General features: G+C 63.4%; 18 protein-coding genes and 1 tRNA gene. 6 read left to right on the top strand and 13 right to left on the bottom strand.

Annotated features, from left to right (window positions below):
- Nucleotides 1-12 precede the first annotated feature (12 nt).
- The 7 genes from VO57_003435 to VO57_003465 form a co-directional block, all read right to left on the bottom strand.
- Nucleotides 13-1,098, bottom strand: coding sequence for an alpha/beta hydrolase (locus VO57_003435; GenBank protein XBL70408.1), 1,086 nt, complete (start codon nt 1,096-1,098; stop codon nt 13-15).
- The gene (locus VO57_003440; GenBank protein ID XBL70409.1) at nt 1,082-2,155 is read right to left on the bottom strand and encodes a phosphatase domain-containing protein; all 1,074 of its coding nucleotides are present in this window, start codon (nt 2,153-2,155) and stop codon (nt 1,082-1,084) included. The genes VO57_003435 and VO57_003440 overlap by 17 nt, the downstream gene beginning before the upstream one ends.
- 101 nt (nt 2,156-2,256) lie before the next feature.
- Nucleotides 2,257-3,717: a hypothetical protein gene (locus VO57_003445; protein ID XBL70410.1), complete on the bottom strand. Its 1,461-nt coding sequence runs from the start codon at nt 3,715-3,717 to the stop codon at nt 2,257-2,259.
- 131 nt (nt 3,718-3,848) lie between these two features.
- Entirely contained in the window at nt 3,849-4,256 is a 408-nt protein-coding gene (locus VO57_003450) for a DUF2141 domain-containing protein (GenBank protein XBL70411.1), read from the bottom strand.
- Between the two features lie 17 nt (nt 4,257-4,273).
- Entirely contained in the window at nt 4,274-4,996 is a 723-nt protein-coding gene (locus tag VO57_003455; protein XBL70412.1) for a sterol desaturase family protein, read from the bottom strand.
- A gap of 88 nt (nt 4,997-5,084) precedes the next feature.
- Entirely contained in the window at nt 5,085-5,606 is a 522-nt protein-coding gene (locus VO57_003460) for an MmcB family DNA repair protein (GenBank protein ID XBL70413.1), read from the bottom strand.
- 46 nt (nt 5,607-5,652) lie between these two features.
- Nucleotides 5,653-6,060: a hypothetical protein gene (locus VO57_003465; GenBank protein ID XBL70414.1), complete on the bottom strand. Its 408-nt coding sequence runs from the start codon at nt 6,058-6,060 to the stop codon at nt 5,653-5,655.
- A 303-nt stretch (nt 6,061-6,363) separates the two neighbouring features.
- Between VO57_003465 and VO57_003470 the strand changes: the two genes are divergently transcribed.
- The 6 genes from VO57_003470 to VO57_003495 all read left to right on the top strand — a co-directional run bounded on the left by VO57_003470 (nt 6,364) and on the right by VO57_003495 (nt 10,378).
- Nucleotides 6,364-6,440 (top strand) — tRNA-Arg (locus VO57_003470).
- Between the two features lie 802 nt (nt 6,441-7,242).
- Nucleotides 7,243-7,854, top strand: coding sequence for a glutathione transferase GstA (gstA, locus tag VO57_003475; protein ID XBL70415.1), 612 nt, complete (start codon nt 7,243-7,245; stop codon nt 7,852-7,854).
- Nucleotides 7,851-8,231, top strand: coding sequence for a nuclear transport factor 2 family protein (locus VO57_003480; GenBank protein XBL70416.1), 381 nt, complete (start codon nt 7,851-7,853; stop codon nt 8,229-8,231). The genes gstA and VO57_003480 overlap by 4 nt, the downstream gene beginning before the upstream one ends.
- A gap of 3 nt (nt 8,232-8,234) precedes the next feature.
- Complete coding sequence (locus VO57_003485; protein XBL70417.1) at nt 8,235-8,456, top strand: 4-oxalocrotonate tautomerase family protein; 222 nt, start codon at nt 8,235-8,237, stop codon at nt 8,454-8,456.
- Nucleotides 8,453-9,421 carry a nitronate monooxygenase gene (locus tag VO57_003490; GenBank protein ID XBL70418.1) on the top strand — a complete coding sequence of 323 codons (969 nt, stop codon included), beginning with the start codon at nt 8,453-8,455 and terminating at the stop codon, nt 9,419-9,421. The genes VO57_003485 and VO57_003490 overlap by 4 nt, the downstream gene beginning before the upstream one ends.
- A 33-nt stretch (nt 9,422-9,454) precedes the next feature.
- Entirely contained in the window at nt 9,455-10,378 is a 924-nt protein-coding gene (locus VO57_003495) for a LysR family transcriptional regulator (GenBank protein XBL70419.1), read from the top strand.
- On the opposite strand, the gene VO57_003500 is transcribed toward VO57_003495, so the two are convergent.
- The 6 genes from VO57_003500 to trbK-alt are packed head-to-tail and all read right to left on the bottom strand — an operon-like array spanning nt 10,358 to nt 15,097.
- A complete protein-coding gene (locus tag VO57_003500; GenBank protein XBL70420.1) occupies nt 10,358-10,624 on the bottom strand; it encodes a DUF2274 domain-containing protein in 267 nt (88 codons plus the stop codon). The genes VO57_003495 and VO57_003500 overlap by 21 nt on opposite strands.
- A 3-nt stretch (nt 10,625-10,627) precedes the next feature.
- On the bottom strand, nt 10,628-11,818 hold the full coding sequence (locus VO57_003505; protein XBL70421.1) for a TrbI/VirB10 family protein: 1,191 nt from the start codon (nt 11,816-11,818) through the stop codon (nt 10,628-10,630).
- Nucleotides 11,815-12,846, bottom strand: coding sequence for a P-type conjugative transfer protein TrbG (gene trbG, locus VO57_003510; protein ID XBL70422.1), 1,032 nt, complete (start codon nt 12,844-12,846; stop codon nt 11,815-11,817). The genes VO57_003505 and trbG overlap by 4 nt, the downstream gene beginning before the upstream one ends.
- On the bottom strand, nt 12,843-13,526 hold the full coding sequence (trbF, locus tag VO57_003515) for a conjugal transfer protein TrbF (protein ID XBL71388.1): 684 nt from the start codon (nt 13,524-13,526) through the stop codon (nt 12,843-12,845). Before trbF ends, trbG begins: the two co-directional genes overlap by 4 nt.
- A complete protein-coding gene (trbL, locus tag VO57_003520) occupies nt 13,526-14,821 on the bottom strand; it encodes a P-type conjugative transfer protein TrbL (protein ID XBL70423.1) in 1,296 nt (431 codons plus the stop codon). Before trbL ends, trbF begins: the two co-directional genes overlap by 1 nt.
- A gap of 3 nt (nt 14,822-14,824) precedes the next feature.
- On the bottom strand, nt 14,825-15,097 hold the full coding sequence (gene trbK-alt / locus VO57_003525; GenBank protein XBL70424.1) for a putative entry exclusion protein TrbK-alt: 273 nt from the start codon (nt 15,095-15,097) through the stop codon (nt 14,825-14,827).
- Nucleotides 15,098-15,103 lie beyond the last annotated feature (6 nt).

Here is a 15,103-nt window from a genome sequence, read left to right on the forward strand (position 1 = left end):
CATGCCGGCATGCTAGCCCCCGGCGGGCTGAATGTCTCCTGAAGCTTGCGCTGCGGGAGGAGCCGGGTCGCGGACTTCGCGAGCAGGCGGGCTGTCGGCATCGCGGGTCGCCGCCATCTCGCGTGCGCGGCGCTCCGAACGGACGCGTTCGCGTGCGGCATCGCGGATCTGCTCGCGCAGGAACCCGGAGACCTCGTCCTTCACCCGCCGGTCTTGATCAAACGGCTTGGCGAGGCCCATCACCAGCGTAATGTGGCCGATGTCCTCCAGCACCACGCGCCGGACGGGCGCGCCCTTCGCGGCGAGCGCATCGTAGAGCTTGCGCACATTGTCGGGGCTCACCTGCTCGTCGTCCGCGCCGGTGATCAGCAGCATGGGCGGCGCATCCTTGCGCGCGAAGCGGATCGGCTGGGTCGCGGCGAGCGGCTTTGCTTCGCCGAACGCGTTTTTCATCCCCTCTCCCTCCAGCGGCAGGAAGTCGTACGGCCCGGCCAGCCCGATCACGCCGTCGATCGTGTCTTCGGGCAGGCCCAGGCGGCGGGTCCAGCGCCGGTCCAGCCCCAGCATCACCGCGTTATAGGCCCCGGCGGAATGGCCCATCAGATAGATCTGGTCGGGATCGCCGCCATATCTGGCGATGTTCTGCACGGTCCACTTCACCGCCGCCGCGCTGTCCGCGAGCATCGCCGGATAGCGCCCTTCGGGGACCAGCCGGTAACCGGCATTGACCACCACGAAGCCGCGCGGGGCGAAGTTGCGACCGATGAAGCCGTAAGCCTCGGGGCTGCCATTCGCCCAGCTACCACCGTGGAAGAACACCAGCACGGGCAGCGCCGCCTCGCTGCGCGCCGCCTCGCTGCGCGCCGCCTCGCTGCGGGTAATGGTGAGAACCTGATCCTCGTGCCGCCCGTAGGCGATCGGCCCGCGCACCTCGACATCGTTGCGGAAGGTGAAGGCGAGATCCGCCTTGTCGAGCAGGTGGTGGCGCAGATCGGGCCAGATCCCGTGGTACAGGTTGTATGCGAGGATCGTCAGCGCGAGGACGAAGATCATCTGGACCAGGCAGCAGCCGCCCGGTTCCTTAGGCTTCTTCTCCATTTCGCGGACCCACCGTTTCCACGATGCGCGATGTTTCCCCATGCGGTGCCACCCCTGCTGCTCTCAGGAAATCCCGACCGATGGCATAGCTGTTCCCCAGCCACAGGGGCACCCCAAAGCTCTCGATGACCCGTTTCGCGTCAAGTTCCTTTTCCGACAGCGCCTTTTCGGTAGTGCGGATGAACACCGCCGCGATCCGATCGGGCTCGCGCGCGACCGCTTCGGCGAAGGCGGGCAGGTCGCCCTGGGTGTCGTCGCCGATGAAGGCGAAGCGCAGGTGCGAGAAATGCGCGAGGATCTCGCCAATCGCCTGATGCTTGTGCGCGCCGTGGCTCTTCTTGCCGATGGTCGCGCGGTTGAAGCCCCAGTTGCGCAGGAACAGTGCGCCCAGCGGCAATTCGCGCGAGCGCTGGAACGCGACGAGGTAGGAAAACAGGTTCCACGGCGAGGACGAGATGTAGAAGAACGGCCGGTGCGTTGTGGGAATGACGGCACCGGTCGGCGGCTCGGACTCGCTCACCGTCAGCCCGCCGCCGATCGCGCCGTAGAAGGAGTCTGCGCCTTCCACCAGAATCCGCTCGTGCGGCATCTGCGCGAAGATCCGCTTCCAGTTGCGCACGACATTGTGCCACCCGCCGGTGATCCCGGTTTCGATGATCGTGTCGTCGATGTCTGAGATCACGCCGATCTGCGCGTCTGCTCCCGGCACCAGCACATGGCCGGTGACGCTCTGGTGCCCGTCGCGGTTGTCCCATCCCAGCCGGACGACCTCCCAGGCGGTCTGCGCGGGATAGGGCCAGTCGCCTTCCAGATCGATCTCGAAGCGGAAATAGCCGTCGTCGTCGGAGCTGGTCGTGTAGCTGAAATCCTCCCCGTCGGAACGGGTCAGGCACAAGGTCACGCCGACATTGCGCACTTCCGAGGCGAAGAACTGCGACATCATCACGCGAAACGTGCGCCAGCGCCCGGCCTGTTCGAACTCTGGCGGGCGCGAGCGCTGGGTCCGCCCCACGAGCACCAGCCGCTCGCGGTTGCGATACCCGAAGAAGGGTTGCACGCGGACCGGTCGGCGAGTGAAAATCCCCATCCAAGGCGCGCTAGCGGGCCTCTGGCGCGGAGTGAACCCCTCAATGCCGCAAGATGCGGCAGAAACGGGGGTTATCGCGTGGCGTGGGCCAGATGTTTCGCTGCGCGGGCAAGCAGACGCTCGTCATCGGCGACTTCGCCGAGGAAGGCGATCGCCCCGTCGGCATCGCGGCGGATCACGCAGACGGAGAACTCCGCGCCCTCCACTGGGATCGCGTCGATCGGCTGGGCGGGCAGGGTGGCCAGCTTGCGGCGCACGCGTGCCTTTGCGCCGCTGGCGGCGGGCTTGCCCGCGGCTTCGCGGCGGAAGGTCCGCTCGCGCGCAACCACGCCTTTCAGGCCGCCGTCCGCCGCGTCGAGGAAAGCGGCGAGGGCGCCATGGGCGATCCCCTCGCGCTGGGCGAAGGCGAGCACTGCGGCATATTCGGCGATGCGCGACTTGTCGTAGTCCGTCCCGAAGACGAGCTTGACCACAGGGGTCATCGGCGCGCGCGGCGCAGCCTCGATTGCATGCTCGTGCAGCAGCGCGGCAAAGGCGTCGGGCTCCGCCTGTGCGGCGAGGGCGACATCATGCGCACGCGACACCGCAGCGTAGAGCGCCACGCGGCTGCGTGCATCGGCATGCCCGGCGGCTTCGACCAGCGCGCGTGCCTCGGCGAGGCAGGCGTGGAGGCCGGTCGCGTTTGCGGACCCCCGTGATTCATCGTTTCCGGTCGCGCCCGGCATCGGCGGCGAGAGCGGGCCGCCGCCGACATGCGCGTCGAGCCGGGCGAACGTGGGGCTGGGGACGGGGTTGGGCACCGGTCGCGCGGCTTCGCGTGCGGTTTCCTCACCATGGGACTGATCGGCGGAAGAGCCGGGGCCATCCGCCCAGCGCGTAATCGACGGGACCGCGGTAACCCGCCGCTCGGGGGCAGGCAGTTCGTCGTCATCTTCGCTCTGCGGGCGCGCCCCGCTGTCGAGCGCCTGATCGATCTGGAGCAGCAGCGCATCGGTGGTCAGCTGGTCGGCGACTTCCTTCCAGTTGATCACGCCATAGATGAAGTCGATCGTCTCGTCGTCGGACGAGAAGGGCAGCAGGATCCCGCGATAGAGCACGGTCGCGCCGGTATCGTTGACGAATTCCGCCTCGAACCCGATCGGTGCCTCATTGGCGAGGATCTGCAGATAGTGGTCGGTAATCCGGCTCAGAAGCGATCGGCTGGGCACGTCGGCCAGCGTCCGGATCGGGTGATCGCAATGGCATTCGCCGGCCAGCTTGTCGCCCAGGAACACGATCGCGGGGTCTTCCGTGCCGCTGGTGAAATCCAGAAGCACGCTGTTTTCGCTGAAATCGGGCAGCCGGTCGGATTCGATATCCTCCACGCTGGGGAAAGTCCGGTCGCCCAGCAGTCCCGCCCAGTAGTTATAGGCGCGCACCTGCATCCGGCGCTCGTCCTGGCCGACGAGGGAGGGCGGCGTCTCGTCCACCGACAGCTCGCCGTCGGTGTCGTTCTCCTCCCACGACGTGTCGTCCTGCAGTTCGTCGAACACGCCAGGATTTCCGCGCAAGCTATCCATCACCAAAACAGACCCTTTTTAAACTTCGGGTCCGTTGTGCAGCACCGTGGTAAATTTAAGGTTATGCTTCGCCCCGGGAAGGCGCGCCGTCGGCGGGTATGGCTCTAGCGGCTGAGATAGCGCATCCGGATCGTCTGATAGACCGGCGAATCCGCGCCCACGGTAAAGGCTGCGGCGGAGAATTGCGGCGGGCCGAAGCGGACCTTGGCATCGCGCGAGAAGCCGAACCCCTCCTTTGGGATGAACAGCGTCTTGTCCGCCTTGCCGTTGCCGTTCTCGTCATGCAGCAGCGAGATCGCATATTCGCCCGGCTGAACGTCGTTGAATACGATGGTAACCCGCGCATTGGCCCGCACGACCCGCTTTTGCGAGGTCTCGTCGTTGGCGCAATCGGGGAAGGTGCCCGATCTGTCGGTCAGACAGGCGAGCACGGTGCCCTGCGTCGAACGCAGGTCGACCACGGTGACCACCACATCCTGCCGCACCCCCGGCGCATTGCCGAGCGTGAGCATCGCCGCGGTGGCGAGCGTCAGGGTTGAAAGCTTTTCGAGAGACCTCGATCGGTTTTGCATAAACGATCCCAGAACCGGAAATAGAGTCCGTAATTGCATTGGTAGCGTTCGTGGTGGAGCTGGTGATGGCTCGCGGTGATGATCCATCCGCCCACAGGCGACCGGACCAGCCATCGCGGAAACATCTCCCACCCCATATGATTCGTCACCCCCATGACGGTCATCACGGTCAGCACCACCCCCAGCATAGCGATGTGAATCGGCACGAGGAAGACGAGCAGCGGGATAACCACCGCACCTGTGAGTGCTTCTATCGGATGAAAGCTCATTGCAGCCCATGCGGTCGGCGGGCGGCTGGCGTGATGGACCGCGTGTGCCACGCGGAACACGCGCGGCTCGTGCATCCAGCGATGCGTCCAGTAGAACCAGGTGTCGTGCGCGAAAAGATACAGGAACACCGATAGCGGCAGATACCATAGCGGGTAGGCATTCCAGTCGGCGTAGATCCGGGTCCAGCCCAGGCTGTTCCAGCCCCAGGCGACAACTCCTGCGGGAATGCCGTAGATCGCGGCGGACACCAGCGACCAGCCGATCTCGCGCCGGATCTGCCCGCTGAGCCCCTTGTGATGGCCGGGCCGCACCCGCGTCGTCAGCGCGGCGAAGGCCCCGCTGATCGCGAGATAGCGCAGCGCCACGATGGCGACCATCGCCATGGTGGAAAGGATCAGGGCAATCAGCATGATGGCGCGCCTTATGCCGCGCGCGCGAAGATTAGGCGAGGGGCTTGTGCGATGCCCCGGCATGCAGCCATTTTACCTCGCTGCTCCGCTATTTCTCGCCGCCCCAGGGCGCGCAATCGGGATCGCAGGCGACGGTCGTGCGGCGCATCGCGGTGCGGGCGAGCCGCTCCACCTCGACCTTGCGCCGCGCCGGAGCCAGAGGATGGCGCGCCGCCGGGCGGATGATCTCCGCATCGTAGCCATCGGCGACGATCAGCCCGCACCGTTCGGGCAGGAAGGCTTCTCCTTCGAGGATTGCCCGGTCGAGATGCGTACCGATGCCCCAATAGAACTTGTCGCAATGATCCAGATAATCGGTCCACTTGGCATCGCCCGTCAGGTCGGCGCGCGACACCTTGATCTCGACGATGATCACGTGGCCCTTGGCATCGATCCCCATCAGATCCGCGCGGCGGCCCCCGCGCAGCGGCATCTCGGTGGTGCACCAGATATCGTTGCGCGCAAACAGCCGCATGATCCCGCGCGCCGCGCCGCTGGCATCGCACGGATGCTGCGCCGCTGCGGGCGCCGGGCTGGTGGAAGGGTCGAGCAGGAAAGACGATTCGGCCATGCACCCCAAGAACAGGAGGTGAACACCGCTGTCAAGCGCAGCGTGGTCAGCCGCGCGTTGCCAGCGCCGCTTCGCGCAGGGTCGCCGCGCGGCCGCGCTGGTATTCGCGCCACAGGCAATGTGCCGCGGGGCGCGGATCGGCGCTCGTCCCGTGCGCGGCGAGCAGCGCGTCGAGCCCGAAGCGCATCGTCGCCACCAGTTCGTCGAGCGCCAGGATGGAGGCTTGCATGCGGCCAGCGTCGGCTCTGGTGAGGCGGGCGATCAGTGCCTGGGCGGGGGCGTCGAACTCGGGCGCGGGCTGCCCCGCGAGCAGCGCGACCACCCGGGCGGCATCTTCCACCGCCGCCCATTGCTCGATCAGGGTCGCATTGCCCCGCTCGAACCCGTCGCTGTCGCTGCCGGGCGCGCGGACGGGCGGATGGCCGGGAAAATGATCGGGGGCGAGATCGCTCATGACTGCACAAGGCTAGCGACCGTCCCTTGCCAATCCGCTAACGCGTGGCAAGATGATGCGCGGCGAGGATTTTCCGTTGGCGCACATCCGTTCGCTTTGCTAAGCGCGCCATCCGCATCGCGCGATGCACCCGTAGCTCAGCTGGATAGAGCGCTGCCCTCCGAAGGCAGATGTCAACAGGGTAGGTGAAAAAGAGGAGACGAAAAAGGCCTATAGGAACAAGGATTTGCGAGACTCTCGTTCTGATCTTTCAACTCGCGAAAAATTCACGTAAGCACTGCGTAAGCAGTTGCGACACGGTAAGCACCCATAGCTCAGCTGGATAGAGCGTCGCCCTCCGAAGGCGAAGGCCCCAGGTTCGAATCCTGGTGGGTGCGCCATTTTCTCCATATGTTTCATAGCGTTGAATCTCCCACGTCCGAGCGACGCAGCTTTCGGACGACGCATTGCGCTCACTAAGCTTCGTGCTGGGCGAAGCGTTCACCTTCGCTCGATAACTGCTCCGATGAACTAAATTCCTCCATTACTCAAATCGCTAATGCTCCCTGCAGGGCACTGACGCCAGACATTGTTTGTCCGCCAACGCACTTACTTGGAAGCTTATGTACTTTTGGGATCGGACGCTAAATTTGCCTTGGCCAAGTTCGACGTCGAATCGGGGGTTCCTGAAAGACTTGCGCAGGCTCAAAGCGCGGGCACCTACCCATAACTGGAAGACTGAAGGGCTTTCAGTCGGTGTCCCACTTGAACAATTGCGTCGAGTGCCGGGATCAACTCAAGACCCAAGGGCGTTAGCTCATACTCCGTCGATGGTGGCGAGGTCCGCCTCACGTGACGAATGAGCACGCCCCTTTCTTCCAGTTCCGACAAGCGAGCCGAAAGCACTTTGGCCGAAATGGGCGGGATATCGGCCCGAAGCTCACTGAAACGCCGGGGGCCGGCGCGCAGCGACCAGATCACATTCGGCGCCCAAGCCCCCGCGATCACCGCCATGCATTCCGTCAGCATGCAGGGCTCCGGCGGTTCGGGGCTTCGATTGCGCCTCATCTTGAGAGCCATGGCGGTTACCAAGTTTCCGTTGAGTAAGTCAATTATTGAGGTAACCATTGGTTATCATGTTGTCAATGGAAACCGAAACCGTCATCTACCCTCGTATCGAACACCATAGGAGATCGATACACCATGAAACTGTTCTACAAGCCTGGTGCCTGCTCGCTGGCGAGTCACCTCATTTTGCATGAGATCGGACGTTCGTTCGAAATCGAGCTCGTTGACACCGTGAGCGGACAAACAGCCAACGGGAACGACTATCGGAAGATTAATCCCAAGGGTTATGTGCCAGCGCTACAACTTGATGACGGTCAAGTCCTCACAGAGGGGCCAGCGATATTGCAGTACCTGGCTGATGGCGCGACAACCGCCGAGCTCGCGCCGAAGATCGGAACATTCGCGCGCGCACGTATGCTCGAACAACTTACCTTCGTTTCCTCCGAACTGCACAAGGCATTCGGACCTTTATTTCGTGATGATTCGACCGAACCGGAAAAGTCTGCGGCGCGAGAGGCCGTGGCGAAGAAATTCGATCATGTCGAAGCTTCGCTCGCGGATGGCGAGAAGCATCAGATGGAAGAGTCGTTTACTATCGCTGATGCCTACCTCTTCGTCGTTGCGAACTGGGCGAATTTCACGGGTATCGATCTGGCGAGATGGCCAAGGCTTTCTGCGTTTGTGTCCCGCGTCTTCGATCGACCCGCAGCCCAAGCTGCCATGCGCGCGGAAGGATTGATCCAATGACGTCCGAGGATCACATAGCGGTGTCCAGGCTGATGAAGTCGTATTTTGAAGGGCTGCATCACGCCGACAGCACCGCGCTGCGCCGCGTCTTTCACCCGCATCTCGCATATGTCTGCGCGACCGAAGGTGACGAACTTTACCTCGATCTCGATAGCTATATGGCCCGCGTCGACAAACGCGAGCCACCTGCAAAGCAGGGCGAGCCGCGCGACGAAGCCGTGCTGGAGATCGCATTTGGAGGCGACCGGCTGGCCCGCGTAACGGCGCGGATGCGCATGATGGGCCGGGACTATCTAGATTTTCTGACCCTTATCCGGGACGGCACCGAATGGCGGATCGTCACGAAAGTCTTCACATACATCTCACGCAAGGATTGAACAATGCCGTACGTCAATATCAAGGTCACCCGCGAAGGCGGACCGGATGGCAATGGACCGTCATCCGAGGAGAAAGCGCAGCTCATAAAGGGTGTAACGGACCTCTTGAGCGAGGTTCTGGGAAAAAGCCCCGCCACGACAGTGGTAGTGATTGATGAGATGGAACTGGAGAACTGGGGAATTGGTGGCCTGCCAGTCCCGGAGTTCCGGAAGCAGACGAGATGAAGACACGTCTGACCGAGCGCCTCGATATCGTCCATCCCCTGATCCAGGCGCCCATGGCTTTTGCTGCGGGCGGGGCCTTGGCCAAGGCTGTGTCCGACGCCGGGGCGCTCGGTATGATCGGCGGCGGCTATGGCGATGCGGCGTGGATCGATGAGCAGTTCGCCATCGCCAACGGAAGTCGCGTCGGTTGCGGCTTCATCACATGGGCGCTGGCGAGACAACCAGAATTGCTTGATCAAGCGCTTGAGCTCGGCGCAGCGGCCATTTTCCTATCCTTCGGCGATCCAGCGACCTTTTCAGAAAAGGTGAGAAAGGCCGGCGTTCCGCTTGTATGCCAAGTCCAGACCCTTCGAGACGCCAAGCGTGCAATCGAAGTGGGGGCCGATGTTATCGTCGCGCAAGGGGCTGAAGCCGGCGGACATGGCGAAACACGTGGTACTATGGCGCTTGTTCCTGAGATTGCGGATGAAATTGCGCGAACGGGTAGCGCGGCTGCGTTATGCGCTGCGGGCGGAATAGCGGACGGTCGTGGTTTGGCTGCCTCCTTGATGCTCGGCGCAGACGGCGTAGTCGTGGGCACGCGATTTTGGGCGACTGCAGAAGCTCTCGCGCATCGGAAAATCATGGCGGCCGCAATTGGCGCTGATGGCGACGCGACATTACGCACCCGCGTCGTTGATATCGCGCGCAAAATCGAATGGTCAGAGCGCTACACAGGGCGCGTCCTGTCTAACGAGTTCGTCCAGCGTTGGCATGGTCGCGAAGATCAACTTCAGGCAGTGATCGAGCATGAAGTCGCATCTTGGGCTCATGCGCAGGAATCGGGAGATGCAACAATTGCAGCGCCGTTCGTCGGTGAGGCGATAGGACTTGTTCACGACACGCCCGGAGCTGCGGATATCGTAAAATCACTCATCGTGAGGGCAAAGCAATTGCTAACACGCTTTGACAACTTAGAGGTCTAGCGCGCGACAAGCGTTGCGGCGAACAGCACGACAATGACTGATATCTCAGATTTGCAGACCCTACGCGGTGTCGAAATCCGCCACTTGCGTTACTTCATTGGCGCAGTTGAAAACGGAAGTCTTCGTCGTGCAAGCATTGCCTTGAAGGTGCAGGAATCGACAATAAGCCGCGCAGTTCGTGATCTTGAGGATAGGCTCGGCGCCTCGCTTTTTCATCGACAGGTCGGCGGAGTTTGTTTGACAATTGCTGGCGAGCACTTTTTGAAACGTACACGGATCATCCTTCAGCAACTCGAGGATGGCGTTCGAGATGTTTCGGCGGTCGGACGTTGTGAGGTAGGTCGGATCAAGGTCGGTATTTTCTCATCGATTGCTTCGGGATTTCTCGCGAACTTGCTGCGAACCTATGGAAGCAACTATGCTACCGTCATGATCGACCTCATCGATGGCAATCCGACTGAACATGTCTCAGCGGTACGACGGCTTGGTTTGGATGTGGCGTTCATCACCGGAATACAACGGTGGCGTGACTGTGAGACTACAGCTCTGTGGTCTGAACGGGTCTTTGTCGCACTACCTGATGATCACGTATTGGCCGCCAATAGCGAGCTCGACTGGTCGGATTTGATCGATGCACGGTTCATTGTCGGCGAAGCAACGTCTGGCAAAGAAATTCATAAATACCTAGTGCAGCGGTTCGCTTGTCTCGGCTGTCATCCTGAGATCGTGGTTCAGCGGATCGGTCGGGACAATCTCCTGTCGCTGGTGGCGGCGGGACGCGGGCTCACGATCGTTAGCGAGGCGATGACAGTAGCGCGGCTCCCTGGTGTTTCTTATCGTCCGATGGCCGGCGAAGTTATTCCTTATAGTGCGGTCTGGTCTCAGCGGAACGATAATCCAGCACTCCGCCGTTTGCTGAGCATGGCGCGTCAGATGTCATGCACCGCTGCTTCGTGATGGGCCATCAACGCGCGGTGTGACGCGACGGCCGCTGTCTTTGCGCGCCTTTGCAAATCCCCGATCCGTCGCCATGAAGCGCGCCAACATGGGCGCGATAAGTTTGGCCGGTTCATTCTTCTGTCCGGTTTCACGAGCCAGAGCGTCAGCATAGGCAACGAGATCGCGATGGATGTCGGCGGGCAGTTCGATGTTCAGTTTGACGGGTTTGTCGTCGGGAATTGTCCCGAGTTTCAGCTTGGTCATGCTTCAGCTCCGGTAGGGTTCGAGAATGAGATCGCGGGTGACCATCACGCGCACCGGGAAGCCCGGTCGAACGGTCAGGGTCGGCGGAATTGAAATCTGACGGCGGACAATTTCGTCGCCGGCGCGGCCGACGGTATCCTGTGTCCCCTCACGAATGGCGCGCGCGATATCGTCATCATCGTCGGCGCCAAGCTCCACCCCGATATTCAGGAAGGTGGCGAGCCCGGCCGCCATGAACAGACGTCCCCAATGATGATCGACGCCATCTTCGAGCCCGGCGTAGCCGGCTTCGTCGGCGCCGGGCTGGCGTTCAAGAGTGATGGAGCGGCCGTTGGGCAGAATCAGCCGGGTCCAGGCAAAGAGCACCCGGCTCTGCCCGAAGGCGACGCGGCTGTCATACTCGCCGATGAGGCGCGAGCCTTGCGGGATCAGCAGGAAACGCCCGGTCGGACTGTCATAGACATGGGATGTCACCTGGGCGGTAATCTGGCCGGGAAGATCGGAGCGCAGGCCGGTAATAAGCGCCGCCGGAATGACCGCGCCGGCCTGGACGACATAGGGGCTCGGCGGATCGGTAGGCCGGTCAGTACTCGTCGTGCGGCGATCGGCAGGTTCGTCGAGAAACGCCTCGCGCCGTTCCGTCGCGTCCGGCGCGGCGGAAGCCGTATTGGCGGGAAAGAATGACTCGGCGGTGGGCGGAGCGGCAGCCACTTGCGTGGTTGGCGATGGTTCCCGAACGGTGGTGTTGGCATCGGCGAAGAGTTGGCTGAGGCGAGCCGCTTCCATTTCCTGGGCGCGGCGCTGTTCCTCCGGATCGGCGACCGGGGTGGTGACAACTGGTGAGGGGACCGGCTCGCCGCGCTGCTGAGCCGACAGGATCGGCCGTCCGAGCTCGCCAGGCAGTGGCGGGCCGAGCTGCGGCACATCCGTGTAATCCGCCGGGAGGCGCGACAGGCCTTCGGCTTCCTGAATGCGCTCTGTGGAATAGAGCTCTTGCGGACCATCGACAGGTTCGCGGTCCTGCAGCGCAACGATCAGGATGGCCCCGAGCCCAAGACCGCCTACCGTTCCCAGAACCATGAGCGTCCGGCGTGAGAGCCGCATCACACGCGGTGGATCGGCGCGCAGTCTCAGCGACTCCGCGATGTCCTTCCCGTCTTCGATCTCCGGCCGTTTCTCGGTTTTCTCGCTCATTCGCGACCTCCACTGGAGGAACGGCGTGCGGTTACGGCCTGCCGCACGCCATCGGTGCGGACGATCCGTACCCGCTTCTGTTCGTCGCCGAGGCGCAGCTCGGCGGCGGCGAAGAGCCGGTCGACGATCATGTAGTTGCGGCGGATGCGGTAGTTGACGAGTTGGCCTTCGCCTTCGGGCCCAATGACAAAAAGTGGCGGCATCTCGCCCTGACCGATTCCGCGCGGAAACTCGATGAAGACCTGCCGCCCGTCATCGAAGGCGCGCCGCGGCCGCCAGGGCGCGCGGTCGCCTTCGATCCGGTAGCGGAAGCGCAGAGAGTCGAGCGCGACGTCGCGTTCGATCGGCAGAGCAGCCTCAGCCTCGGCGTTACGGCGTCTGAGGGCGATCAGCGCGTCCTCGGCATAGGTCCAGGAGACCGACGCCATATAGGCGGACGGATTCGCCCTCAGTTCGAGATGATAGGTCCGCCGATCCGTATTGATGACGAGATTGGTCTGAAGATCGGGCCGTGTCGGTTTGACGAGGATATGGATGCGCTGGGAAGCGCCCGAGCCGCTCTGCGTATCGCCGATAATCCAGCGTGCCGTGTCGCCGGCGGCGATGGGACCGGAGCCGGTCAGCTTCTCGCCAGGCTGAAGCGCGATGTCGGTGATCTGGCCTGGCGAGGTATAGACCTGATAAAGCGCACCCTCGCTATACGGATAGAGCTGGACGGCATTGATGAAACCGTCGCGCACCGGCTCCATTCGGGCGGCGGCGTTCGCCTCGGTCACGCGTTCGGCAGGATCGGTGGGCTCCGGCTCGCCCTCTTCGCCATCAACAGGCTTGAGCTGTCCCGGAAGGGGCAGCGGTTCGGTTCGCTCGACGATCCGCACCGGACGTTCCGGTTCCGGGAGAAGCGTCGCTTCGATGGCGGGATCGTCATAGGCGATTTCGGGCGGCTTGAAGGTCGCGCATCCCGACAAGGTGGTGGCGGCCAAAAGGACGGCGATGGAGGCTTTGCGAGGCGAACGTGTTCTTGTCATTGGGCAGTCTCCCGGGACCAGTTGATGGCGTTGACGAAAATGCCGAGCGGGTTCTTGCGCAGGCGCGCGGCGTCGCGCGGCTGTTGCAGGACGATGGTGAGAATGGCGGTCCAGCGCTCGGTCGCAGCGAGTTGCCCGTTCGTGTAACGGCGCTCGATCCAGGCAATGCGGAAACTGCTCTCCGAAGCGCGGATGACGCTTGAGACCTCAACCGAGATCTGCGTTTCGCCGACCTCGGCGAAGGGGTCGTTCACGCGGGCATAGTCGTTGAGGGCGACCGCCCCTCTGTCGGTGGTGAAGTCATAGGCGCGCAGCCAGTTCTGGCGCAGCACGATCGGATCGGCGGGGATCTGGCGCACATTCTCGATGAAACGCGACAGGTGATAGGCGATCTGCGGGTCTGTCGGGCGGTAGTCTGCGGTTGCGGGCGCTACGGCTTGCGCCGCGCCGAGCCGGTCCACTTCGACGACATAGGGCGTGATCGTCCCTTGCGTGGATTGCCACGTCAGGGCCGCGCTGAGCCCCGCCGACAGCAGCAGGCACCCGAACGCCATCAGCCGCCAGTTCCTGGCCTGGACGCGCGCCGAACCGATGCGTTCATCCCAGGCCTGGGCGGCTTTCTGATAGGGCGTGCCGGGCTCGGGGGTCTTGGAATAGCGAACGCTCGGGCGACGGAACATCATGATTTCTCCGAAAGGCTGACAGCGGTCCCGCCACCGCCATGGTCGCCGGAGCGAACGACATGGGCGGCGGTGGCGGCGCCGTGATGAAGGGTTTGCTGGTGTTTCATGCGGCGGGCCCAGGCGGGCGGCCCGCTTGGTGATCCTGGCGCGGACGCCGACCTTTCGGGGGCGTTGGTGAACCTGCCGCCGGTGGCTTCGAATGCTGCACGCGAACCGGACCGGTAGCTCTCGCTCATGGAACGACGAAGCGGACTTGTCGCGGCGCCGACACCGGCTTGTCCGACACTGGCTATGCCTGCCGCGACACCGGGAGCGCCGCCGCCAGCGGCCGTGCTTCCCATGTGGTAGGCGGTCGATGCCCCGCCGGCGAGCGCCGCGGTTCCACGGACCCCTGCGCCTGCCGCGCCGGCGGCGAGCTTTGCGCCCGCCACGCCACCCATTGCCATGCCGCCTGCGGCGAGACCGGTTCCGACCGCGGCGCCAGCGCCGAGCTGTGGTCCGCCTGAGACGATCCCGTTGGCGATACCCGGACCGAAAATGCCGAGCGCCAGCATGGAGAGCGCGGCGAGTACGATCGCCATGGCGTCCTCGATGGTCGGCTCGCCCGTAAAGCCAGCGGTGAACTCGCCGAAGATGGTCGAGCCGATGCCGACGATCACGGCGAGCACCAGCACCTTGACGCCTGACGAGATCACGAGCCCCAGCACGCGCTCGGCCATGAAGGCGGTCTTGTTGAAGAGCCCGAAGGGCACGAGGATGAAGCCGGCCAATGTCGCCAGCTTGAACTCGATCAGGGTGACGAAGAGCTGGATCGCGAGAATGAAGAAGGAGAGGAGAACGACGAGCCAGGCGAACAGCAGGATCGAGATCTGGAGGAAGTTCTCGAAGAAGGAGACGAAGCCCATCAACTCGGCGATCGAGGCGAGGATGGGTCGCCCGGCCTCAAGGCCAATTTCGGCGATGCGGCCGGGCTGGAGAAGCTCGGTGGCGCTCAAGGCTCCGCCCGAGGCGATGAGACCCAGCCCCGCGAAGCTTTCGAAAACGATGCGGGCGAGCGTGTTCCAGTTACCGATAATGTAGGCGAAGACGCCGACGAAGAGCGTCTTCTTGATAAGTCTGGCGAGAATGTCGTCGTCGGCGCCCCAGGCCCAGAACAGCGCGGCGAGTGTCACATCAATGACGATCAGCGTGGTCGCGAGGAAGGCGACGTCGCCTCCGAGCAGGCCGAAGCCGGAGTCGATGTAGGAGGTAAAGACCTGCAGGAACCGATCGATGACGCCAACGCCGTCCATGCCCTATTCCTTCTCGGAATTGTCGCCGGGAAGACCAAGAAAGCGGCGGCGATGCTCGGCCCAAGCGGCGCGGCAGGCTGTATCGGTGTCCAGATCTTCCGGCGTCATCGTCCGGCACCGCGCCAGCTCTTCCTGCAATGGATCGTCGCCCACCGACGGCTCCACCGGCGCTTCCGGAGCGGCATTGTTCGCCAACTCGATGGCTGCGAAGAGCGCCGCGAGCGCGCCGAGGCCGAAGGCGATGAGCCGTAGGATCTGGTCGGGGGAGCCTCGCATCGCGCC

Source organism: Citromicrobium bathyomarinum (assembly GCA_001306305.2).
Taxonomy (GTDB): Bacteria; Pseudomonadota; Alphaproteobacteria; order Sphingomonadales; family Sphingomonadaceae; genus Alteriqipengyuania; species Alteriqipengyuania bathyomarina.